This is a genomic window from Singulisphaera acidiphila DSM 18658 (genome assembly GCF_000242455.2).
Lineage (GTDB): Bacteria > Planctomycetota > Planctomycetia > Isosphaerales > Isosphaeraceae > Singulisphaera > Singulisphaera acidiphila.
On record NC_019892.1, the window covers coordinates 5,718,489 to 5,741,389 of the forward strand.

The 22,901-nt window shown below is 61.5% G+C and carries 13 protein-coding genes; 8 read left to right on the forward strand and 5 right to left on the reverse strand.

Annotated elements, in window-relative coordinates; genetic code table 11:
* The first annotated feature begins 98 nt into the window (after nt 1-98).
* From SINAC_RS22635 to SINAC_RS22655, 5 genes are all read left to right on the forward strand, one after another.
* Nucleotides 99-1,529 carry a sulfatase family protein gene (locus tag SINAC_RS22635; protein WP_015247914.1) on the forward strand — a complete coding sequence of 477 codons (1,431 nt, stop codon included), beginning with the start codon at nt 99-101 and terminating at the stop codon, nt 1,527-1,529.
* A gap of 239 nt (nt 1,530-1,768) precedes the next feature.
* Nucleotides 1,769-3,934: a GH32 C-terminal domain-containing protein gene (locus SINAC_RS22640; RefSeq protein WP_015247915.1), complete on the forward strand. Its 2,166-nt coding sequence runs from the start codon at nt 1,769-1,771 to the stop codon at nt 3,932-3,934.
* Nucleotides 3,935-4,307: 373 nt separating this feature from the next.
* Nucleotides 4,308-4,913 (forward strand): hypothetical protein, encoded by a 606-nt coding sequence (locus SINAC_RS22645; RefSeq protein WP_015247916.1) that lies wholly within the window; start codon nt 4,308-4,310, stop codon nt 4,911-4,913.
* A 90-nt stretch (nt 4,914-5,003) separates the two neighbouring features.
* Nucleotides 5,004-5,243, forward strand: coding sequence for a hypothetical protein (locus SINAC_RS22650; protein ID WP_015247917.1), 240 nt, complete (start codon nt 5,004-5,006; stop codon nt 5,241-5,243).
* Nucleotides 5,240-9,253, forward strand: a complete 4,014-nt coding sequence (locus SINAC_RS22655; protein ID WP_015247918.1) for an FtsK/SpoIIIE domain-containing protein — start codon at nt 5,240-5,242, stop codon at nt 9,251-9,253. Before SINAC_RS22650 ends, SINAC_RS22655 begins: the two co-directional genes overlap by 4 nt.
* A gap of 93 nt (nt 9,254-9,346) precedes the next feature.
* Here the strand turns inward: SINAC_RS22655 and SINAC_RS22660 are convergent, their stop codons facing one another.
* Both SINAC_RS22660 and SINAC_RS22665 read right to left on the reverse strand, forming a co-directional pair.
* Nucleotides 9,347-10,732, reverse strand: coding sequence for an IS4 family transposase (locus SINAC_RS22660; RefSeq protein ID WP_015244181.1), 1,386 nt, complete (start codon nt 10,730-10,732; stop codon nt 9,347-9,349).
* A 360-nt stretch (nt 10,733-11,092) separates the two neighbouring features.
* Nucleotides 11,093-12,058, reverse strand: a complete 966-nt coding sequence (locus SINAC_RS22665; RefSeq protein ID WP_015247919.1) for an alpha/beta hydrolase — start codon at nt 12,056-12,058, stop codon at nt 11,093-11,095.
* Nucleotides 12,059-12,429: 371 nt separating this feature from the next.
* Here SINAC_RS22665 and SINAC_RS22670 point away from each other — a divergent pair, with 371 nt between their 5' ends.
* Entirely contained in the window at nt 12,430-13,722 is a 1,293-nt protein-coding gene (locus tag SINAC_RS22670; protein ID WP_015247920.1) for a Gfo/Idh/MocA family protein, read from the forward strand.
* Nucleotides 13,723-13,883: 161 nt separating this feature from the next.
* A complete protein-coding gene (locus SINAC_RS22675) occupies nt 13,884-15,860 on the forward strand; it encodes an FG-GAP repeat domain-containing protein (RefSeq protein ID WP_015247921.1) in 1,977 nt (658 codons plus the stop codon).
* 120 nt (nt 15,861-15,980) lie between these two features.
* Here SINAC_RS22675 and SINAC_RS22680 read toward each other — a convergent pair whose 3' ends face one another.
* Together SINAC_RS22680 and SINAC_RS22685 are read right to left on the reverse strand one after the other, a co-directional pair.
* Nucleotides 15,981-17,099: an immunity 51 family protein gene (locus SINAC_RS22680; protein WP_015247922.1), complete on the reverse strand. Its 1,119-nt coding sequence runs from the start codon at nt 17,097-17,099 to the stop codon at nt 15,981-15,983.
* 619 nt (nt 17,100-17,718) lie between these two features.
* Nucleotides 17,719-19,455: a hypothetical protein gene (locus SINAC_RS22685; protein ID WP_015247923.1), complete on the reverse strand. Its 1,737-nt coding sequence runs from the start codon at nt 19,453-19,455 to the stop codon at nt 17,719-17,721.
* Nucleotides 19,456-19,787: 332 nt separating this feature from the next.
* On the opposite strand from SINAC_RS22685, the gene SINAC_RS22690 reads away from it, so the two are divergent.
* Nucleotides 19,788-21,617, forward strand: a complete 1,830-nt coding sequence (locus tag SINAC_RS22690) for a serine hydrolase domain-containing protein (protein ID WP_015247924.1) — start codon at nt 19,788-19,790, stop codon at nt 21,615-21,617.
* Between the two features lie 214 nt (nt 21,618-21,831).
* Here SINAC_RS22690 and SINAC_RS22695 read toward each other — a convergent pair whose 3' ends face one another.
* A complete protein-coding gene (locus SINAC_RS22695) occupies nt 21,832-22,554 on the reverse strand; it encodes a YebC/PmpR family DNA-binding transcriptional regulator (protein WP_015247926.1) in 723 nt (240 codons plus the stop codon).
* Nucleotides 22,555-22,901: the final 347 nt, after the last annotated feature.

A 22,901-nucleotide genomic window follows, 5' to 3' on the forward strand; every position in this document is an offset into this window, starting at 1 on the left:
CCCGCGGTCCCAGGGGGGGCAGGGATAGGGCCACGCGGGGTGATCGAGCTTGATTTCGGCCCCGGAACAGAGACCAGAGTCTGCATTGGGAGAGCCTCATGCAAAGATTCGCGCAATGGATCTTCTTCGCGGTCGTCGTCCTGGCGGGCGTCCCCGAGGCATTCGGAGCCTCACCCGATGCCGGCCGGCCCAACGTCCTGCTGATTCTGGCGGACGACCTGGGCTATGGCGACCTCTCGAGCTATGGGGCCGCCGACCTGAAAACTCCGAACATTGATGCCCTGGTGGCGTCCGGCGTTCGGTTCGATCGGTTCTACGCGAATTCCCCGGTTTGTTCGCCAACGCGAGCGGCGCTTTTGACCGGCTGCTATCCCGACCTCGTGGGCGTGCCGGGTGTCATCCGGACGCACCCCGACGACAGTTGGGGGGTGCTTTCTCCGCAAGCGGTTTTGTTGCCGCAGGTCCTCAAGGGGGCCGGCTATCACACGGCGCTCGTCGGCAAGTGGCATCTCGGCCTCTCTGGGGCGAGCCTACCCAGCCGGCGTGGGTTCGACCTGTTTCACGGGTTCCTGGGGGACATGATGGATGATTACCACAACCATCGTCGCCACGGGATCAACTACATGCGTCGCGACGATCGGGAGATCGATCCGAAGGGGCATGCCACCGACCTCTTTTCGCAGTGGGCGATTGATTTCTTGAATGAATCCAAGGGGCAGGATCGTCCCTTTTTCCTCGAACTGGCCTATAACGTTCCTCATACCCCGGTACAGCCGCCTCAGGAATGGCTCGAGAAGGTGCGTCGGCGAGCGCCGAACCTTGACCCGAAGCGGGCCAGGCTCGTGGCCTTGATCGAGCATCTCGATCACGGGATCGGTCAGGTGCTTGCCGCCTTGCGAGCAAACGGGCAGGCCGAGCGGACCCTGATCGTGTTCACGAGCGACAATGGCGGGCAGCTTGACGCGGGCGCTCACTGCGGTCCGTATCGGGGAGGCAAGCAAGATATGTACGAAGGTGGGATCCGCGTGCCTTTGTGCGCCGTCTGGCCAGGCCGGATCGAACCCGGCACGCGGAGCGATCGCGTTGCGGTTTCGATGGACCTGTTCCCGACCCTTTGCGAGGCGGCCGGCGCCCGGTTTGAGCATCCGGTTGACGGGATCTCGTTGCTCTCGACCTTCCAGGGCCATCATAACAAGGCGGAGCCGCCCATTGAACGCGACCTCATCTTCGTGCGCCGCGAGGGAGGGCCGAAGTACCATGGTCAAGATTACTACGCCGTGCGCCGGGGGGACTGGAAACTGGTCCAGAACAGCCCATTCGAGCCGTTTCAACTCTTCCACCTCGGGCAAGACCCGCGGGAAGAGCATGATCGGTCAGCCAAGGAACTTGCGACGTTCAACGCCCTCGGCGGCGTACTGAAGCGACATCTTCAGCGCGCGGGGACCGTCCCCTGGCAGCCGCCCGAGCGAGCGGTGGCCGACAAAGTGTTGAAGTCGGCGGCCGGGCATCAGGAATCAGGCAGTCCGTGAAAATAGGATTTGTATCGTTATGTAATGGCTTGAGTTTGGTCTGTCGTGGAATGGGTACGGCCCACCAAGGAATCGGCTTGCAAGCGACGTGGCGATTGCTTGGACCCGGCCTGCTGGTTAACCTCGACGGACACTCGAGACCAAGACACCAACGCCCAGATCCTTTTCGCTTCCCACTCTTGCTGATCCAAAGGGGTTCAGGATCAGAAAAGTCGGAGGCCTTCGTGCGAGGTCGATCAATGAGCCGACAGGGTCTTCAACCCGCAACCCGGTCTGACCAATTCCTCCTTTCGTGCCGATCGGCTTGGATTGGCCTGGTCCTTGCCTTCGCTGGTTCGGTGGCGATCGCCCAGGATCGTGACGATCTTGTGATCGCCGACTTTGAGGGCGAAACCTACGGCTCTTGGACGACCACCGGAACGGCGTTTGGCCCCGGACCCGCGCGAGGGACGCTCCCTGGCCAGATGGATGTCAGCGGGTTTCAGGGGAGCAGGCTGGTCAACTCCTTTCACGGTGGTGACTCGAGTACCGGCACGCTCACTTCGCCCTCGTTTATTATCAAACGCCCATTTCTGAATTTTCTGATCGGCGGCGGCAAGTACCCTGGCAAGACTTCGCTGGAACTGGTTGTCGATGGTTCGGAGGTCCGTTCCGCGACCGGCCCGAACGATGCGCCGGGGGGGAGCGAGCGGCTCGACTGGGCGTCGTGGGATGTGGCCGAATTCGTCGGTAAGCCGGCCGTCCTGCGGATTGTCGACCAGCATCAAGGGGGCTGGGGTCACATCAACGTCGATCAGATTGTTCAGAGCCACCGCAAGCAAGGGATTGCCCCGGTTTGTCGGGAGCTGGTCGTCAACGCACGCTACCTCCACCTGCCCGTGCAGCGCGATGCGCCGGTGCGCAAGCTCAAGATCGTCGCCGGCGATCAGACCGTCCGCGAGTTTGACATCCGGCTGGCCGAGAAACGCGTCGACTTCCTGGTCTTCGACGATGTCCAGACGCTCCGTGGCAAGACACTGACGTTCGAAACGCTGCTCCCTCACGACGCCAAAAGCCTCGAGAAGATCGTCCAGGCGGACGAACTTCCGGATGCCAAATCGCTCTATCGCGAGGCTGATCGCCCGCAGTTCCATTTCACTTCGCGGCGGGGGTGGTTGAACGACCCCAACGGCCTGCTCTGGCATGAGGGGGAGTATCACCTGTTCTATCAGCACAATCCTTATGGATGGGATTGGGGCAACATGCACTGGGGCCATGCGGTCAGCCCCGACCTACTCCATTGGAAGGAGTTGCCGATCGCGCTCTCGCCCCAAAAATATGGCGATTGGTGTTTCTCGGGGAGTGGGGTGGTTGACCGGAAGAACAGCTCTGGGTTTGGCTCCGAGACCGCGCCGCCGCTGGTTGCGGCCTATACGAGCACTGGGCGGGGGGAGTGCATCATCTATAGCAACGACCGGGGGCGAACCTGGACCGAGTTTGCTCAGAACCCGGTTGTTACGCATCAGGGCCGGGATCCTCGCTTGTTGTTTCACGAGCCGACGAAGCGCTGGGTGATGGCGGTCTACGACGAGGCTGACGGCAAGCAGGCAATCGCCTTCCACACCTCGGCCGACCTCAAGGAGTGGACCTTCGAGTCGCGCATCGACGGCTTTTACGAATGCCCCGACCTCTTCGAGCTGCCCGTGACCGGAGCCGACGATCAGTCGCGCTGGGTCCTCTACGGCGCTGACGGGGCCTACATGCTCGGCCGGTTCGACGGCCATCGTTTCACGCCGGATTCGGCCAAGCTGCGGACCTGGTACGGCGATTTTTATGCGGCCCAGACCTTCAGCGATACCCCCGACCGGCGGCGGGTTCAGGTTGGGTGGGGACGAGACGTTTCCTTCCCCGCCATGCCATTCAACCAGCAGATGGCCATTCCCTCGGAGCTCACATTGCGGACGACCGACGAGGGGATTCGGATGTTCGCCCGCCCGGTGGCCGAACTCGCCTCGCTCCATTCCAAGCATCATGCCTGGCGTGACCTTGGATCGGCGGAACTCGGACGCGACCTGTTCGCTGCATTGACGGGTGAACTGCTTGAGATCAAGGCGGAGGCCGAGGTTGGCCCCACGAGCAAGCTGACGCTGCTGGTGCGCGGGGTGCCGGTCGTCTACGACGCCAGCAAGAACACACTCTCATGCGGTAAGCACTCCGCCCCCCTGGCGCCGAACAAGGGCCTGGTTCAGCTTCAGATCCTGGTCGATCGCGGCTCGATCGAGGTCTTTGGCAACGAAGGCCGGGTCGCGATTTCCCTGGGGGTGATCCCAGCCAAGGGAGTGCAGACGCTTTCCGCCTCGACCGAGGGAGAGAAGACGCGAATCCAATTGCTGGAGGTCGATGAGCTGGCCTCGACCTGGCGCTGACGGAATCGCTCGTCGTTTCACCTCGAAAAGAAAGGGAATTCTGAAGGACGAATCGCTTCGCTTTACAGGATCAGAAGGGCGTGTTAGGCTCGTCCATGCGAGCATGGAGAGCGGGGCCAGGATGATCCGGCCAACCGCTCGCTGTTAAAATTGCTGATGTCCTGTTGTTTGTTTTTGTTGCGATTGATGTGTTGGTGAACATGAGGCTTCCCCATCTTCTTCGGGTGACTCACAGGTAGGTTTCGGCCGTCTGATCCTCTTATCAAGGGGGGCCACGCCCATCCTGCAAGAGCCTGTCTCGAAGCGCGGAGACTTCAGCCGTTCGGATGATCCGGCGAAATCCCGTCACTGATCCAGACGAAAGCCAACGTCCATGAGCAACCAGGCCGCCGTCCACTCGATTGAGGCGTTGAAGGACCTGCGGGTTGCTCTCGCCTTGTTCTCGGAGGATGCGATGAGCGCCTTGGGCGCCGTCGAGATGGAGGTGCGCAGGACGGTCCAGTGGTTGCAGCATGACCGGCGGATGTACTGGCAGGATCAGATCAAGCGGCGCAGGGAGCAAGTGGCCTCAGCCAAGGCCGAACTTTTTCGGCGGCAACTGGCCAAGCGGCCCGACTCTTCGCCGTCGTGTACCGAGCAAAAGGAGATCCTCCGACGTGCCGAGGCCAGCCTGCACGAGGCCGAAATGCGGTTGGCGATGGTGAAGAAGTGGGATCCCACCTTGCAGCAGGCTCTCTTCGAGTACCACGGGAGCACCCGCCGGATCAAGGACCTTGCGAGCGGCGACGTTCTCCGGGCCATGCTCAAGCTCGAACGAATGGTCGATGCGCTCGAGGCCTACCTGCGCGTGGCTCCTCCGTCCGGCCGAGGCGAGGCCTCACCGCTCGAATCGATCGCGAATACGATTCTGGACGAGGAACCGGAGACCGAGCCGACCGCCCAGGAAGAGGAACCCGACGAGGGTAAGCCGCTGACTTGATTGGATCGAACCGAATCGGTGGGTTGCGAACGCAGACGCAAAGGTGGGGCTAGCTGTCCTCAAACATTTCCGATCGAGGCAAGTGTCGCAATGGCCAACGCAAATGTTATGGCCGGTTCTCATCGGCTGAAACACGCGATCAAGACGCTTCAGGAGCACTGGCTGGCCACCGAGTCGACCTGGAACGACTCGGTCCGCCGCAAGTTCGAGGAGCGGCACCTTCTGCCGCTCGACCCGGCCGTTGACGCTGCGCTGGTCGGCATGCAGAAGCTTGCCGAGATCCTCGATCAGGTTCGCCGCGATTGTTCCGACCGGAGCGAGATGCTGTGAGTTCGACGCCCCGCCTCTTCGATCCCGTTACGGATCCGCCCCAGACTCTGACCCCTGGCCCTCGTTCCGAGCCGGCGCTCATCGAGCGAGAGCGCTGGTCTCTGCAAGAGCTGCTCCGACTCATCGCCGAGCGAGCCGCGGCGGAAGTCGCGGTGACGTCGCGTAACACGACGACGGCCGCCGCCGCCGATCAGGGTTATCGCGCGTCGAAACAGGACCAGGCCGACCGGTACACGACGCGCACCGTGGAGGATCGCAAGGCCGACGAGGAGCGCCGCCGGAAGATCGTTGGCGTCGCGATTGCGGGGGAGAGCGAGGCCAAGACCGAGTTCGCCAAGTCGAGCCGACGGATTGCCGCGGACTACGAGGGGGCTCGCGAACGGGCCAAGCAGGTCGCTCAGCGCGGTAAGGCCGAGGCGGCCGCCGCTTACGAGAAAGGGGAACGCGATGCGCTGGCCAGGTCCGCCGAGTCGAATCGCCCGATCGACCAGGCGATGAAGCTTGTCGAGTCGATGCGGGAGCGGCTCGCGGTCGTGTTCGCAAACTATCGCAAGTTCGGTCTGGCCGATCCGCCCACGACGTCGTCCCGGCAACGCTTCGAGTTTGAAGATCCGACCGGCCCGCTTTTCGACGGCCTGGCCAAGGCTGAGCCCGACCTGGCGTTGCTCGAAGCCCTCTATCTGCCGAGGATGCTCAAGGGAAATCGGTATTTTTGGATCGGTTTGGTCTTGTTCCTGATCCTGATCGTTCCCGCCGTGAAGCTTTCGGATCCAGCCATCGGGTTTGGGGTGGCTGTTGTCGGTTCGGCGGTGCTCGGGTATTTGCTCCGCAGCCGGATCTATGCGGTTGCCTGGCAACAGGTGAGCCGGCTCTATTACCCGGTTTTCCAGTCCTTGGTCGATACGGAGGCGATGGCGACCCACTTCCGAACGCTGGCCACCGAGCGGCTCAAGACCGACCGCAGTCAAAACAGCGGTCGCCGGGAGAACGACCTGAAGCAGGTGAAGCTCAACGAAGTGAAGATGATTTCCGAAGCCGAAATGATGCGTGACGATCGGCTGCGGCGGATCAACGAGGTCTTCGCGCAGCGGATGGTCGAGATCCAGACGACTCAGCAAACCGAGATGCGCGAGGCGATCGCTTCGTACGAGCGCCGGCAAGCCGAGGTCCGTGCTTCGTACGATGCGAGTACGCAAAAGCTCGACGAGAAATTCGTCGACCTCAAGGCAAAGATCCAGGCTCAGCACGAAACCGCGTGGAACGAACTGGCGAAACGCTGGCGCGGTGGGATCGAGCAAGTGCTCTCGACCCTCGAGGACGTTCGCCGCGAGGTCGACGGGTTCGGACCGCGTTGGGACGACCCGGCATGGAACGACCGTCCTCTTCCGCGCGTCGTCTCCCCGGTGCTTCGGTTGGGTGAGGTTCGAGTCGAGCTCGACGGGATCCCGGACGGGGTTTCCGCCGACCCCCGGTTGATGGACCTTCTTCCTCCTGCGCTCACGATCCCTGCACTTCTCCCGTTCCCGAGCCGTATGAACCTCCTGGTGGAAACGCCCGGAGAGGGCAAGGGGAAGGCGACCGACGTGCTCCAAGGGGCCATGTTGAGGCTCTTGACGAGCCTTCCGCCCGGGCAGGTCCGGTTTACGATCATCGATCCGATCGGGATCGGCCGAAGCTTTGGTGCGTTCATGCACCTGGCCGACTTCGACGAGGCCCTGGTGACCAGCCAGGTCTGGACCGAACCCAGGCAGATCGAGGAGCGGCTGGCCGACCTCTCCGCGCACATGGAGAAAGTCACCCAGAAGTACTTGCGCAACGAATATGCAACGATCGAGGAATACAACGCCGTCGCGGAGGAAGTGGCCGAGCCCTACCGCGTCCTGGTCGTCGCCGACTTTCCGGCCGGCTTCGACGAGAAGACCGCGGCCCGCCTGGCCAGCATCGCGGCTGCCGGCGTCCCTTGCGGTGTCCTGACTCTGGTCGTTGTGGACCGGGACCGGCCGCTACCGACCGGTTTCTCGCTTGAAGACCTTCGCCGCAGCGCTGTCGTCCTCTCCTGGGAGGAGGGGCGGCTGGTCTGGGACGACCCTGGATTTTCCCGATATCCCCTGGTCCTCGATCCCCCCGCGCCTGCTGAGTTTGCCACCCGCCTGATCGTCAAGACGGGTGCGGCGGCCAGGGACGCGCGGCGCGTCGAGGTCCCGTTCGAGTTCATCAGTCCACCGGCTGAACTCTGGTGGACCAAGGACAGCCGCGCCGGGATCGATATCCCGCTCGGCAAAGCAGGCGCCACCAAGCGGCAACACCTGACTCTAGGGCAGGGGACCTCGCAGCACGTCCTGCTGGCCGGCCGAACCGGCTCGGGGAAGTCGACGCTTTTGCATGCCCTGATCACGAACCTGGCGCTGAACTACAGCCCTGACGAGATCGACCTCTACCTGATCGACTTCAAGAAAGGGGTCGAGTTCAAAGTCTACGCCACTCAAGAGTTGCCGCACGCGAGTGTCGTGGCGATCGAGAGCGAGCGCGAATTCGGGATCAGCGTCTTGCAACGACTCGACGCCGCCATGCGCGAGCGGGCCGACCGGTTCCGTGACGCGGGCGTCCAGGACCTGAACGGGTATCGCAATGCGCCGGGGACGCCTCCACTGCCGCGAATCCTCTTGATCGTGGATGAGTTCCAGGAGTTCTTCGTCGAGGAGGACAAACTCGCGCAAGAGGCTGCACTCTTGCTCGATCGCCTGGTGCGTCAGGGGCGGGCGTTCGGTGTGCACGTTCACCTTGGCTCGCAGTCGCTCGGCGGTGCTTATGCCCTGGCGCGGACCACGCTCGGTCAGATGGCGGTGCGCATTGCCTTGCAATGCAGTGATTCGGATGCCGCCTTGATCCTGAGCGAACAGAATCCGGCCGCTCACCTGCTTTCTCGTCCCGGCGAGGCGGTCTATAACGACGCGAACGGCTTGGTGGAAGGGAACCACTTCTTCCAGGTGGTCTGGCTCTCGGACGAGCGCCGTGAGGCGTATTTGAAGCAGATTCGCGAACTGGCTCGCGAGCGCAAACCCGTCCTCGCGCGGACCCCCTTGGTTTTCGAAGGGGATGCCCAGGCCGACCTGGCGCGGAATCCGCTTCTCAAGGCGCGGCTCGAGCCGGCGATCTGGCCCCCTTCGCCGCGCTCGGCCCACGCCTGGCTGGGCGACCCGGTCGCGATCAAGGATCCGACCTCGGCCCTGTTCCGCCGCCAAGGGGGAAGCCACCTCTTGATTGTCGGCCAGAACGATGAGTCGGCTCTCGGCATCATGTCCGCCTCGCTCGTGAGCCTGGCCGCCCAGTATCCGCCCCCCGACTCGGACACGACCCGTTCGGGGGCCCGCTTCTTCGTTCTCGACGGCACCCCCGAGGACCATCTTGAGGCCGGTCTGCTCACCCGGGTAGCCGGCCTGCTTCCTCAGCCCGTTCAGGCCGGCGGCTGGCGCGATGCCGCTCGGATCGTCGCCGAGGTGGCCAAGGAGGTCGAACGCCGCCAGCAGCCTGACGCCCCTGACGGCCCCGAACTCTTCCTCTTGGTCCACGACCTACCCCGGTTCCGCGACCTCCGCAAGCGCGAGAACGACTACGGTTTTTCCCGGCGCGATGAGGAGGCGAGTCCCTCCGACCACTTCGCCACCATCGTTCGCGAGGGGCCGAGCCTTGGCGTTCACCTCCTCACCTGGTGCGACAACCTGAATAACCTGAACCGATATTTCGATCACCAGATGCTTCGCGAGTTCGAACTCCGCGTCCTCTTTCAGATGAGCCCGAACGATTCCGGCCACCTCCTCGACGCCCCCCACGCCAGCCGACTCGGTCCCCATCGCGCCCTCTTCTCCAGCGAAGAGCAGAACCGGCTCGAGAAATTTCGTCCCTACGGCCTCCCCGACGAAGCCTGGCTCGAGCAGTTCCGCGCTCAACTCCACAAGAGAGCGGAGGCCAACAGTACGGAATCGTCGACCTATCGAGAATCAGAAAAATAATGCACGTTTTTATGATTTGTAGCCCTGAAGGGGCGACCGTTAATAGCCAGGGGTGAAACCCTTGTCCTTACCAAGAACGTTTGCGCAGTAATGCTACTCCAAGCGAAGGTCCAGCTCAGCCCCCTGAACCATCGCTTGGAGCTTCATCCATCCCCTCCAGATCGTTTGCCATCCCGGCTCACCGTCCCCCTTCCGTCCCAGGAATCCCCCGAGTTTCGCCAACTCCCGAAAAAACTGATACGTTCCCCATGGCAACGCCTCAGTCGTTCGCCGAAACGCGCGGAGCACGGCCACATATTTTGGCGGGGCGGCTTCGATCGCCGGCCGTTCCGGTTCCGATCGGGCGATCCCTTTCAACTGCAAGAGCCGTACCGCCACCACTGACAGCAGACCCGTCAGCGCCTCCAGCCGATGGCTCGCCTTGAGTTGATGATCGGCTGCACTGCAACCCGATTTCAACGCTTTGTGCCATTCTTCGATCAGCCATCTCTTTTCATAATAGGAAATGATCCGCAACGCATCCTCAAGGCAGGCCACTTCCAGAGAAGTGTACAGCACCCATTCGATCGGTTCTTTGACCGAGGCGGGCGGATCGACCTCACGCACACACACCACGTATTGCGCGATCGGTTGCGGATCGAGACCCTTCAGCGAGTCCGCGGGCTGCCGCGGTACGAGCATCGTCGCCCGCACGAACGTGACGGTGAGCTTGGCGGTTCGCGCCGGCAATCCGGGACGAGACCGCAGCTTGAGCGTGAAGCAACCCGCTTGCGGTACCGATTCGAGTTCCTCCTGCAACGGGCGTTCGAGACCATCGGCACCCTGGACGCGTCGGTGCAGGCTCTTGACCCGTCCGACCCAATCGACGCCCTGACGCTGGGCGCGGCAATAGACCTCGAAATCGTCGGATCCACGGTCCATGACGTGAACCCAGCGTGTGTTTTGGGGCGGGGAACCGATCAGTTCGATGAGTTTTCCCCAGACCTCCGACTCGCGATCGCGTTTGCGGCGTTGCGTCCGACTCTCCCCCTTGGGAACCGGTTTGCGATGAAAGAGAATTTGGCCTGCGAGGCCGTAGACGACCTCGTCCTTGTGGGAGACCATCAATCCGGAGTGGATCATGAAGCCCTGACCCGTGCCCGTACCAACGGGTCCCACGCCTTGAATCTGTCGGGTGCATCCGAAATCAATCTCGGTGGTGTCGTCAAGGATCAGGGCCATCTCGGGGCTGGTTTCCCGGATCGAACGCCAATGCGGCTCGGCAATCGCCCGGAAGTTGACGGCCGAGGAGTCGAGCAGGCGATAAGCGGCCCTGAGGTCGTCCCAATTGCCCGTCGCTTTCGGAAGACTGGCCGAGGAATCCACGGCGATTTGCGTGGCGAGTCGGATCAGCCGCGTTTCTCGGCGTTTGTCGCCCAGATCGGCACCGGCGAAATTGGCTTGGGCCCAAGCCTCAGGGTCGGTCAGTGTGGGACTCATGATGAGCATCCGAGCAAGCCAGGGTACCTTGCCCCGGGCCGTCAGACCGACGGGTGGGTCAAGAGAAGCATTGACTATGCCAGATTGCCCGAAAAAAGCAGGGGGAAACTCTGGATTCTGTACGAATGTTCTTGGTAAGGATAAGGGTGAAACCCCTGGGAACAAGACAAGATCAACTCAGAATTCTTTTGCAGCCCTGGAGGGGCGACCGTCAAAGGCGTAGCGCAAACCTTGACGGTCGCCCTTTCAGGGCTGCAAATCATAAAAATGCCAATCCATTGCTTCCAGGGGGTTCACCCCTGACTAGGAACGGTCGCCCCTTCGGGGCTGCAAGAGAATTCTGCGTTGATCTTGTCTTGTTCAGGGCGACTTTACATCGCCTGAAGCGTCAGCCTTTTTGAGGTGAGCGTCGAACCAGTCGACGAACTGGTTCACGTCATTGAGGATGCTGAGCCAGCCGTGGCCGGCCCCTTCCTTGATGATGAGCTTCGTCTCGACGCCTGCTTTCTTGAGCGCTTCGGCCATCGTCTGCGCTTGTTGGACCGGGACGACCGGGTCGGCGTCGCCATGGATCATCAAGGTCGGCGGATCATCGGGCGTGACGTGGTCGATCGGGGAGATCTTGTGTGCAATCTGACGGAGTTTCTCAGGGTCGGTGATGGGAACCCAGAGGGCGGTCTTTTCATCGCGTTCGCGGTGGTCGAAGGCCGGGCGGTATCTCGGGTCATGATCGGTGGCGCGGATCATTTCCTTGCCGGTCTTGCCCCAGTTCAAGAGGTCGGTGGGGGGGAAGAAGCAGGCGACCGCCTGAACTCGGCTCGACTCGCGATCGACCGGGTCCTTAGCGTTGGGATCGCCTTGGCTTCCCGCCGTTCCGAGCATCAGGGACAGGTGCCCACCGGCTGACGCACCTGTCACGCCGATCCGGTTGGTGTCGATACCGTAGTCGGCGGCATGATGGCGGATGAAGCGGACGGCCCGGTTCATGTCCTCGACGATCTCGGGGACCGTATAGCGCGGCTGGCTGCCGTGGACGACCGTGAAGACCGTGTAGCCCCGGTTGGTCAGCGGAAGGACCAGGGCCGGGTTGATCGCCTCGTGCGACGAGAAAAAGCCGCCGCTGACGGCCAGGACGATCGCCGCGCCGTTGGTCTCACGCTTCGGTTTGAAGATGTCCATCGTCAGCGCAGTGCCGAACTTGCGCCCGTAAATGACATCTTCCTGGTGGGTGTAAGGGAGTTCGTCTCCCCGCGTTGCGGCCGGGGCCGCCATGATGGCCAAGGGGGCGATCAGGACGAGAAGCAAAACGAAGAGGCGACGGTTCATAATGTGTTCCTGAAGAAAGGCACGGGCTCCCTTGGCCGTGCCCTGGTTTCTCGTCACGAGATTCGCCGACAGACGTTCGAGTCTACCGGCTTCTTTGGCCTGTGCAATCCGTCAGGTGGGACGGATAGAACCTTATTGTGAGAAAAGTGAAATATTGATGATGCTTTTGTGCTTAGTCTTCGAACTGCACTTCACCCGATCCTCTCAAGCGGTTGACCTTCGAGCTGTCTCCGTCCGGGTGGCTGGGGGCCGTACGTGGGGCTAAACCCTGGTTGCTTGGTTTGTTTAACACTTCCTCGGTCCATGATTGCAGCCGGGCATTTCTCCCGCTAGCATTCGGGGGGTCTTTTACCGACACGGAGATGATACGCATGGCCAATCACTTGAATCGTCGTGATCTTTTCCGGCGGATGGCGGCAACTTCCGCGGCTCTGGCCGCGAGTGGTTTGCCGGCCTGGGCGGCCCCCAAGTCGGCCAACGAGAAGCTTAACATTGGGATTATCGGCACGTCGGGGCGTGCCTTGGGGAATATTGACGGGGTGAAGGGGGAGAATATCGTCGCTGTTTGCGACATTGACGATCTCCTGCTGGGGCGTGCGAGCGACCAGTTCTCGGCCGCGAAGACGTACGTCGATTTTCGCAAGATGCTCGAAGAGCAGCGCGACCTCGACGCGGTCGTCATCAGCACGGCCGACCACACCCACATCCCGGCCGCCGTGATGGCGATGCGGCTGGGCAAGCACGTTTATTGCGAGAAGCCGCTCAGCCATTTCGTCTCCGAGGCCCGGCTCGCCACCAAGGTGGCCGCCGAGACCAAGGTCGCCACGCAGATGGGGACGCAGATCCACGCGACCGACAACTACCGTCGCGTCGTCGAACTCGTGCGCTCGGGGGCCATCGGCCCAATCAGCGCGTGCCATGTTTGGTGTGGCAAGACCTGGTCGGGAGGGGAACGGCCGAAGGAGACTCCCCCGGTGCCGTCGACCCTGCACTGGGACCTCTGGCTGGGCGCCGCTCCCGCACGCCCGTACCACCCGACCTATCAGCCCGCGAACTGGCGGCGGTGGTGGGATTTCGGCAGCGGGACGCTCGGCGATATGGCCTGCCACCTCATGGACTTGCCCTTCTGGGCACTCGATCTGCGCCATCCCACGTCGGTGGAGTCGGAAGGGCCGCCGGTCCACCCCGAGACGACGCCCCACTGGATGGTCGTCAATTACGAGTTCCCCGCCCGAGGCGACGCGCCCCCGATCAAGCTGACCTGGTCCGACGGTGAGAAGCGGCCCTCCCAACTCGCCGAGTCGAAGCTCCCCGCCTGGGATACAGGCGTCTTGTTCGTGGGCGAGAAGGGGATGCTCATGGCCGACTACGATCGGCGCATTCTCTTTCCCGAGGCGGATTTCCGCGACTTCAAGGCCCCGGAACCGAGCATCCCGGCATCGATTGGGCACCATGCCGAGTGGATCGTCGCTTGCAAGACGGGCAGCCCGACCACCTGTAACTTCGATTATGCGGGGGCGCTGACGGAGTCGGTCCTGCTGGGCAACGTCGCCTATCGCCTCGGACAGAAGATCGAGTGGGACGCCGCCAAACTGAAGGCGACCAACTGCCCCAATGCCGACACGTACCTCCAGCGCGAGTACCGCAAGGGCTGGGCGATCTAACCGGCGCGATCGTCGACGCCAAAGATTGAGACGTCAGCGTCAGCTCCAAAACGTTGCCCGGCCGGCTCGTATTGAGGACCTGCCGGGGGCGTTGGTGCTCCTCAATCGGGGCGAGTTGTCGTGTGGCCGGAGAACAGGACTTATCCCGAGATGGACCTCCAATGATTGAACGACTTCGTCGATGCTCGCTCGCGTTTCTGGCGCTCCTCGGTACGGCGGGAGCCGTGTCCGCCGCTGGCCTGGAGCCGATCCAGTACAACAACCCGGGCCTGGTGGTCGACCTCGGCGTCGGTCTCTGGGCCTGGCCGTTGCCGATGGACTATGATCAGGACGGCGACCTCGACCTGCTCGTCTCCTGCCCTGACGTTCCGTTCAATGGGCTCTATTTCTTTGAGAATCCAGGGGGCAATTCGAAGACCCCTGTGTTCAAGCCCCCGGTGCGTCTTGGCCCGGCCCGTAAGAACATCCAGCCTTCATACGTCGATGGCGAGGTCCGGCTCTTGATGCCCGCGCACGAGCTTGTCAACTTCCGGGGAGTCCAGTCCGCGGCCACCCAACGCGTCTATTCGGAAGAGAATGTTCACGACCCCAAGGCGAAGCTCCGGGCGAACCAGTGGAAGTATGTGGATTTCGATGGAGACGAGAAGTTCGACCTGATCGTGGGCGTGGAAGACTGGAGCGACTACGGCTGGGACGACTCTTACGATGCACGCGGGCGCTGGATGCGCGGGCCGCTTCACGGGGTGGTCTACTGGCTCCGGAACCAGGGGACCAACGCCAAGCCCAACTACGCCAAGCCCGTGAAGGTTGAGGCTGGGGGCCGGCCAATCGACACGTTCGGGATGCCATCCCCCAACCTAGCCGACTTCGATGGCGACGGCGACCTCGACCTCATTTGCGGCGAGTTCGTCGACGGCCTCACCTACTTCGAGAATACCGGAACGAGGCAAGCGCCCGTTTATGCCCGAGGCCGTCGCCTGGTCGACGAGCAGGGCAAGCCCGTTCTGATGAACCTCGAGATGATCGTGCCGGTCGCGATCGACTGGGACAAAGACGGCGACGTCGACCTGGTCGTCGGCGATGAGGACGGCCGGGTCGCCCTCATCGAGCATACGGGGAAAGTCATTGATGGATTGCCTCGGTTCCAGGCTCCGGCCTACTTTCGGCAGGAGGCTGCCGATGTCAAGTTCGGCGCTCTGGTCACCCCTTGCAGTGTGGATTGGGACGGCGATGGCGATGAAGACCTCGTCTGTGGCAATTCGTCGGGTGTGATCGGCCTGATCGAGAACCTTGACGGCGGCAATCCCCCGCGCTGGGCGGCCCCGCGTCTTCTGGAGGCTGCCGGAAGTCCGATCCGGATCATGGCGGGTCCGAACGGTTCGATTCAAGGTCCGTGCGAGGCCAAGTGGGGGTACACGACCCTGAGCGTGGCCGACTGGGACCGCGATGGCCAGCCTGATCTCGTCGTCAACTCGATCTGGGGGAAGGTCGTCTGGTATCGCAACGCCGGCAGCCGCTCCAAGCCGGTCCTCGAAGCGGCCCGGCCGATCGAGGTCGAATGGCCGGGCGCTCCGGTGAAGCCGGAATGGACCTGGTGGGAGCCCAAGGGGAAGTCGCTCGCCACCCAGTGGCGGACGACCCCCGTAGTGGTCGACTGGACCCAGGACGGGCTGCCCGACCTGGTGATGCTCGACCACGAGGGATATCTCGCCCTGTTCGAACGGATCGAGCGGGGCGGTGCCTTGAAACTGCTTCCCCCGAGACGTCTGTTTCATGTCGAGTCGGCCTCGGAGTTCGACGCCAATCATCAACCGATGAACAAGACCGGCGGTCTGCTCCGTCTCAATGCAGGCAAGGCCGGCAAGAGCGGTCGGCGGAAGTTCTGCGTGGCCGATTGGGACGGCGACGGCCAACTCGATTTGCTGGTCAACACCCGCAACGTCAATGTCTTACGCAACACCGGGACGACCGACGGGCAGACGAAATTCGCCGATCTCGGCGAAATCGACGGCCGCATTTTGGCCGGTCATGACACGAGCCCGACCGTCGTCGATTGGAACCGCGACAAGGTGTCCGACCTGCTCGTCGGCGCTGAGGACGGGCGGTTCTATTACCTCAAGAATCCTCGGGCCCGTTGATTAGGGCTCGAGGCCGGTGCCTACTGATTGTTGTGCAACACGGCTCGCCACAAATCGTTGCGACGAGCCGGCGTTTCTTCAAGTCGGGGCGACAAGACGGCGATTGAAGACCGGATTGCCTCAATCCATGAGTTCCCGATGAGCCCTTCCGATCGCCTCGCGTAAGAACGCTTCATCCTGACAGGCAATGCGGATGAGGGTGGCGACCTGCCGTAACACTTCCTTGTCCGGACTGAAAGCGACGAACAGACTGGCTTCTGGATCGAAGTCGATCTTTTTCTTCAACTTCGGGAGCTTCCAACGAACCAAAGCATCCACGACTCCGTGCCATCCGTAACCGCCACCGTCGTATCCGAGTTGCTCGAACGTTTTGGACGTGGATTCGAATTCGCAGAAGAGCAGTTGGTAGTCCCCGCTCTCCTCCTCGATGATCTGGCAGGGGCTGAACTCGTTCCCACTCTCGATGATGGGTTTGGCCTCAACGTCTGGTTGAGTGATTTTTGCTTGCGGGGCCAGGTTGACGGGTCGTCCTAACAACTCATCAACGACCCAGCATCCGCGGGCATGCGGTCCGGGGCCACGCACGTGCAGGATGGATTCGGGATTCGCCCCTGCTTTTTCGAGGGCATCGACCAACTGATTCATTATCTCTGGGTTCAGTTCGAAGCCGGGCAACGCGCGTGAGTCATAAGCCTGTTGAGCCAAGGCGATGATTGGTGGTGTTTGGCAGGACTGTCCGATATTCGCGGGGCGATAGGGATTGCCGTAGATGCATCGGAGGAATGCCGCCTTGCGTGGATTCGTCGCCGCAAAGTAAGCCTCGTTGGCTTTGGCCGCCGCCTTCTTTGTGCTTGCCGCGTGTTGGCTTGGGGTCATGCTCCACGGCCAAGTGCAGGTGGACATCGTTCGGTCGTCAACGGTGGCATCGCAGACCGCGTGGGCCGCGTACATGTCCGGAACCTTGAGGAGTGGCTTGGCCGCCGCGCTCGCTGCCTTGGCTGCGCGTGCCAACTCTGCAGGGGTTGCCAGCCCGTCGGCATATCGCTCCGCGATATCCACAGCCTGATGGAATCGTTCGTCCTTCAATAAATGCCAAATGTCGCGGCATACTGCACAATAGAACAGACGGAGTTTTCTGGGTTCAAGTTGCCCCTTTGTTGCGGCGGCAAGATCGTCCAACATTGGATTCGATTCGGTGGTGGAGCACCAGGTGTGTTCGTCAAATTGTTGTTGGCTCATTGATGATCTTAATCTCTGAGATGGTTCACAGCACTCAGGCTAAGCTCCGGGCAAGATACTCAATTGGTGAGAAGCATTGCGAGGCTTTGTCGAAAAACTCCCACTAACAGCTAAGATGCAAATATAGTTGGGTGAATGCTGTTTTGGACAGTTCCCCAAAATTTTCCTATCGCTCGGCAGCTGGTGCGCGAATCTGGGTAAGGAACGTTGTCTGAAAAGGAAGTTTACGGCTTGAACTGGTAGTTCGGGTGTCCTGGCGGCTTTGAGCGACCTCTGTCGAATTCAGATACGCACACCAACTGCCAATCGCTTACGAAATTTTTAACCACGAATGACACAAATAGCACGAATGAAGAAAAAATTGAAAATCAATAATTGAATTTCATTGTTTTTATTCGTGTCATTTGTGTTATTCGTGGTTGAATTCTCCTTTTTTTAAGTGCTTGGCAGTTGGTGCGCGAATCTGGGGGCTGCGCAAAGAAGTTAACTCGACGGGGACTCCAATGCCTGGAAAATAGGGGGCTGTGGAGCCTGGGAGTCAATTCCTTTGCGCAGCGATCAGCCAATACGTCAGAGGCCCATTCAGATCAGTCCCAGGTGAAACGGCGGCGCGCTTGGATCACGAGCCGTTCTGGTTCCTCGAGAGCTGGGCCAGGCGTCGGGGGGCGGTCGGGGAAACGAAGGTCACGGTCATCGGGTCGTCGAGCGCGAGGGTGACGGGCTGGACCAGGGAAGGGCCCGGTTGGCTGTAGGGGATCCCCGGCGTTGGGGCGTTGCCGGGCCCGCCGGGGTTGAAGAACGGGGAGTAACTGCCGGAGGCGGGGATCTCGACGGCGGTGATGGTGGAGATGGCGGCGCGATCGCCGGAGAGGATGATGTCGATCTGGTTGTCGTGGTCCTCGACGTAGGAGTCGTCGTAGGACGATTGCGAAGGGCCGAGGTCGGCCAGGCCGAGGATGCGGACGGTGCCGGAGGGGAGCTGATAGTCCACGCCGGTCTCAGTCAGATAACGGACCTGGCCGTGGGAGTCGGTCGCCTGAAGGCGGAAGAATCGGGAGAAGTCGGTCGGGTAGACGGAGCGCACTCCGTCGGGGGAGAAGCCGCCGGTGGTCATCACGCGGAGGCGGTACTGGGCCTGGTCGCCGTAGAGAGTGACGCCGTCGTTCGGGAGCTGGCCCGAGAAGGTGGCCGGGGCGGATTCTCCGGCCGTCGAGAGCACGCTGAGCTTGGCAGCGACGAGCTTCGGGCCACTATTGGGGACGTAGGCGCTCATCGGGGTCGCGCCGTCGCCGAAGCTCAGGCCGACGGCGGACCGGATCTCTCCGCCGGGCCCGACGAGTTGGAGGGGCTTGGCGGAAGGGACGACGTCGAACCGGACGGGGTAGATCGAGCCGGGATCACCGGGGGTGATCCGATTGCCGAAGTCGCCGAAGAGGACGACGGTGCTGCGCTCGTTGTACTCTTCGTTCGGCAGGATCGAGGCAACGTCGGGCTGAACGACCTGGCCGGTGTTGAGGGTGATCCGGAAGTCGTCGGCAGAGAGGGTGCTGGGCTGGATGGGCCAGCTAAACTCAACCGGAAAGCCGTCCTTTAGCAGGACGGGGTAGCCGTAGCCGGAGGCGACCCCGTTCGGAGAGATCGCCGAGGTGTACGCCCGCAACGCGGCGGTGGAGGCCGAGGGGCTGGAAAGGGTCTCCCACGGCCCGCCCGCTTTCCGGGACGTCACCTCGGGTTGCGAGCCGTTTAGGCCGGGAACGCCAATGATATGCGTGAAGCCGAGACCTGCGCCAAGGATTTTCGGCGTCGACTCCCAGTAGTCGGCGTTGATCAGGACGTCCTGGAGTAGCGAGCGATAGAGCGGGTTCGTCGGCCCCTGGGGGGGCGGCGAGAACGAGCCCGGCGGGGTGAGCCGGGTGACGACCGCTCGGAGGATGTGGGCGCTGGCGTCCCGGGCCTCGACCTGGGCGGCGAGCCGATCGACCGTGACCTGATTGGGATAGACGTCGAGCGTGGCTGCGGCGAGCGAGACATATCGATGAGGGTCACCCCCGGCCATTTGTTCGAAGAAAGGCCGTGAGCCGACGATTGCGGCGGTCACCCCATAATTGCCGGCCTTCGCCTGGACGCGGACCAGGGTCCCCGTCTGCGCGGGGGTGGGAGCCTGGCCGACCAGGGTCCGATACGTCTGATCGACGATGGCCGCCGCCTGGGAAGCCGGGGTGGGCAATCGGCTCCCGGTGAGGAGTTGGCGTCCTTCGAGGTGTTCGGGCAGGGGGGTAATCGATCGGCTCCGCTTCGCTCGGGCTCGGGATCCCCGGGCGAGAGTGGGCTCGGTTGATCGATGGCTCGCGAACATGGGGGGTGGGCTCCGGTATCGGGCAAGGGGTGTCTTGAGGAATCGTCGGGTCACTGGTCGGATCCCGCTCCAGCGCGGACGCGGCGAACTGGAACGGTTCCTTATTGAATGGACTTTAGCACATGGTCGGCGGGGGTATTTTTCGCTCTGACCGGGCCAGAAGATATCGCCCGGCCGCTAGTCATCGATCACGCCGAATTCGCTTGACAAGATTTCGAGTGCGCCCTCACTTGTTCTGCTTATAGAACTTGTCGTCCGAGCGTCGGGATGCCCGAGGAGCGTCTGAGACGCCGGTAGAGAACCCGAATCCACAACCGTGATCCTCGGGTCGCATGATTCAACCGACCACCGAGAGTGGCGGGCACGCGGGTTATGAGGAAGAGAAACGCCGCAACGGATCGAAGGTTCACGTTGCCTTGGCTGAAGCCGTGCAGGAGTTGGTCGAACGGGCCTATGCGGACCAAGGCTGCACAGGTGAGGAGGCGTTCGATGCAGCGTGGATCACGGGATTATCGGTTGGGCGGCTCGCTGGTGCACTGGCCGGATGGCATTACGTCGCGTTCAGCGTCCTGATGCTCTATAAGGCTGCCTCGCTTCTCGCCGAGGTTTATGGCACGCTCTCGGCAAGCCCGAATAATCCAGACCGGGTTCCGAATACGCTTGAGATCGGCCTTGGTTGGCATCCCGACACCCAACTTGAGAAGAGAACAGGCTCCCCGATGAGATTCCAGATCACGGCAATGTCCGTCTGCGCCGTCATTGGCGTGTGGTTCGCCCAAGCTTTTCATGAGACTCGGGCGAGCGAGACGAGCAAGAGTGATTCTCTCTCCGCTGGCGTCGACGACTATGTCTCGCAATTCATGAAACGGCACCATCTTCCGGGCGTATCGGTTGCCGTTTGTCGAGAGGGAACGGCCATCCTGACCAAGTCCTACGGGCATGCGAACGTCGAGCATCGCGTTCCAGCGACGGAGGAGACCGTCTATCAGCTTGCGTCGGTCACCAAGACTTTCACCGCGTCTGCGATCATGCTTCTCGTGAAGGACGGAGAATTCGCGCTTGACGACAAGATCTCGGATCGCCTGTCCGACCTCCCGAGAGCATGGGAGGCGGTGACTGTCCGGCATCTGTTGAATCACACTTCGGGCATCAAAAATTACACCTCGGTCCAGGGATTCAACAAGACGCCGGGGAAGGATTTCACGCCGCGCGAGATTCTCGATCTCGTCGCGACGGCACCGATGGATTTCATGCCGGGAGAGAAGTGGCTTTATAGCAATACGGGCTACGTGCTCCTGGGAATGCTCATTGAGAAGACGACTGGCAAGCCTTACGGCGAGTTCATGGCCGAACGTGTTTTCAAGCCCCTTGGTATGACGCATACCCGCGCGAACGATCTCCGGGTCATTCTCACGAGCCGCGCACAAGGATATCAGTGGGACGGAAAAACCTTGAGGAACGCCGAGTGCGTGAGCCCAACCCAACCCTTCGCGGCTGGCATGCTCGTATCGACCCTCAGCGACCTCATCAAGTGGGAGGCCGCGCTTGCGGGCCGCACGATCCTCGATGAGTCGACACTTGAACGCATGTGGGCTGCGACCCGGCTGAACGATGGAAAAGAGGCCGGCTATGGTTTCGGCTGGGAGGTGTCGAAGGTGAACGACCACCGACTCCTCTCGCACGGCGGTGCCATCCCCGGGTTCTCCACCGAGATCGCGCGTTTCATTGACGACAAGCTGACCGTGATTGTGTTGACCAATGCCGACGGCGGCCGGGCTGACGGTTTGGCGCGCGGAGTCGCCCGCCTCTACCTGCCGGCGCTCGCGGTGAAGCCTGTCGAGCCCATTGCCGACAACGATGCGCAGACCACTGAACGCCTCCGAGGGATGTTCGAGGGGGCGCTCAAAGGCGAGTTCGACGAGGCGCTTTTCCTTTTCACGGACCAGGCGAAGACGAAGCTCATTCCGGCCATCAAGGCCGATCAAGCGAGGTTGGCCTCGTTCGGAGCCTTACAGACCTTCCAGCTCCTCGAACGGAAGGAGCAGAATCAAGGCCTCCATGTGCAGTATCAGGCCGTCCTCGAAAACATGACCGTTAAGTTGACGTTCGATCTCGACAAGACGGGCAGGATCCGTGGAGCCGGAATGCAACTCGAGGATTGAAAAACTCCGGGATGACCATTCGCCATGTAGTCATTTGCAGGGTTGGATATGCGAAATTATGCAGCATTGATGTCTGATGGGATGGCCGGCAAGAGAGACGGTGCAGCATGACCGCCACCTATGAGCCTTGCGGTGGCCACGTTGCCCGTCCCGCTTTTGCCGCCGGCCGGGAGGCAGGTGGCCTCCGCTTCAGTGTGACCGACCTGGACATGGGTTAGCTGGGAAGGGCGATATTGTGGTAGATTTCCTGCACGTCATCGCAGTCGTTGAGCATGCCTAGCAATCTTTCAAACAAGGCCAAATCTTCCCCGCTGAGAATCTTGCTTGCCTGCGGAAGAAATCTGATTTCCTGGATTTCCAGCTCGAGGCCGGGGAACGCCTCGAGCAAAGCCGTTTTCGCTTTGTAGAACTCGACGGGAGGGGCGAAGATCGTCACGGTGCCATCCTCGCATTCGACCTCTTCGACGGCAACGTCCGCGGCGAACATCGCCTCAATCACTTTCTCCTCGTCGTCACCATTGAAGGAAAGTACCGCCAAGTGATCAAAGGACATCACGACGGATCCATTGGCAGCCAATTTGGACCCGGTTTTGTAGAAACAACTGCGGATATCGGAGATGGTACGTGTACTGTTGTCGGTCAAGCATTCGAGAATGAGTAAGGAGCCGCCGGGACCAAACCCCTCATAACGCGCGGCTTGGAAATCCTCGCCCCCCGTGCCAGCCGCTTTCTGGATCGCCTTTTCAATCACATGGTTCGCGACGTTATCGCGCTTGGCTCTTTCGACGAGGTTGCGCAGAGTCGGATTGGCTTCCGGGTCGGCCACACCATTCTTGGCGGCCATGTACAATTGTTTTCCATACTTGGAATAGAGCTTTGATTTCTGAGCGGCGGTTTTGAAGATCGACTCTTTGCGTTTTTCGAAGATCCTACCCATTCGAATTTCTGCCTTTTCATTTTCCCAACGGAGCCAAGCCAGAGTCGTTTCGTCCCCTCAGTATAGAGAAAAATCTCTTCGATAGCAATTCAGCCGGCACCGACGAATGGCCGGGCTGACCGGCGTGCGGGCCGGGCGATTGCGCCACAGTGGGTAACCTGCGACACTTAAAACATGGCAACTCGTGATGAGGTATTGTCGAAAGTCGACGGGCCGGCAAAAAGTCGATTTTCGCACCGCAAAGTGTTCGAAAACCCCGAGAAATCCAGTAGGTGCACTCTCTAAATTCGGACTTTTTGCCGGCCCGTCGAAAGTCGTGGATGCTGTGCGGAAGGCTCTCGAGCCTC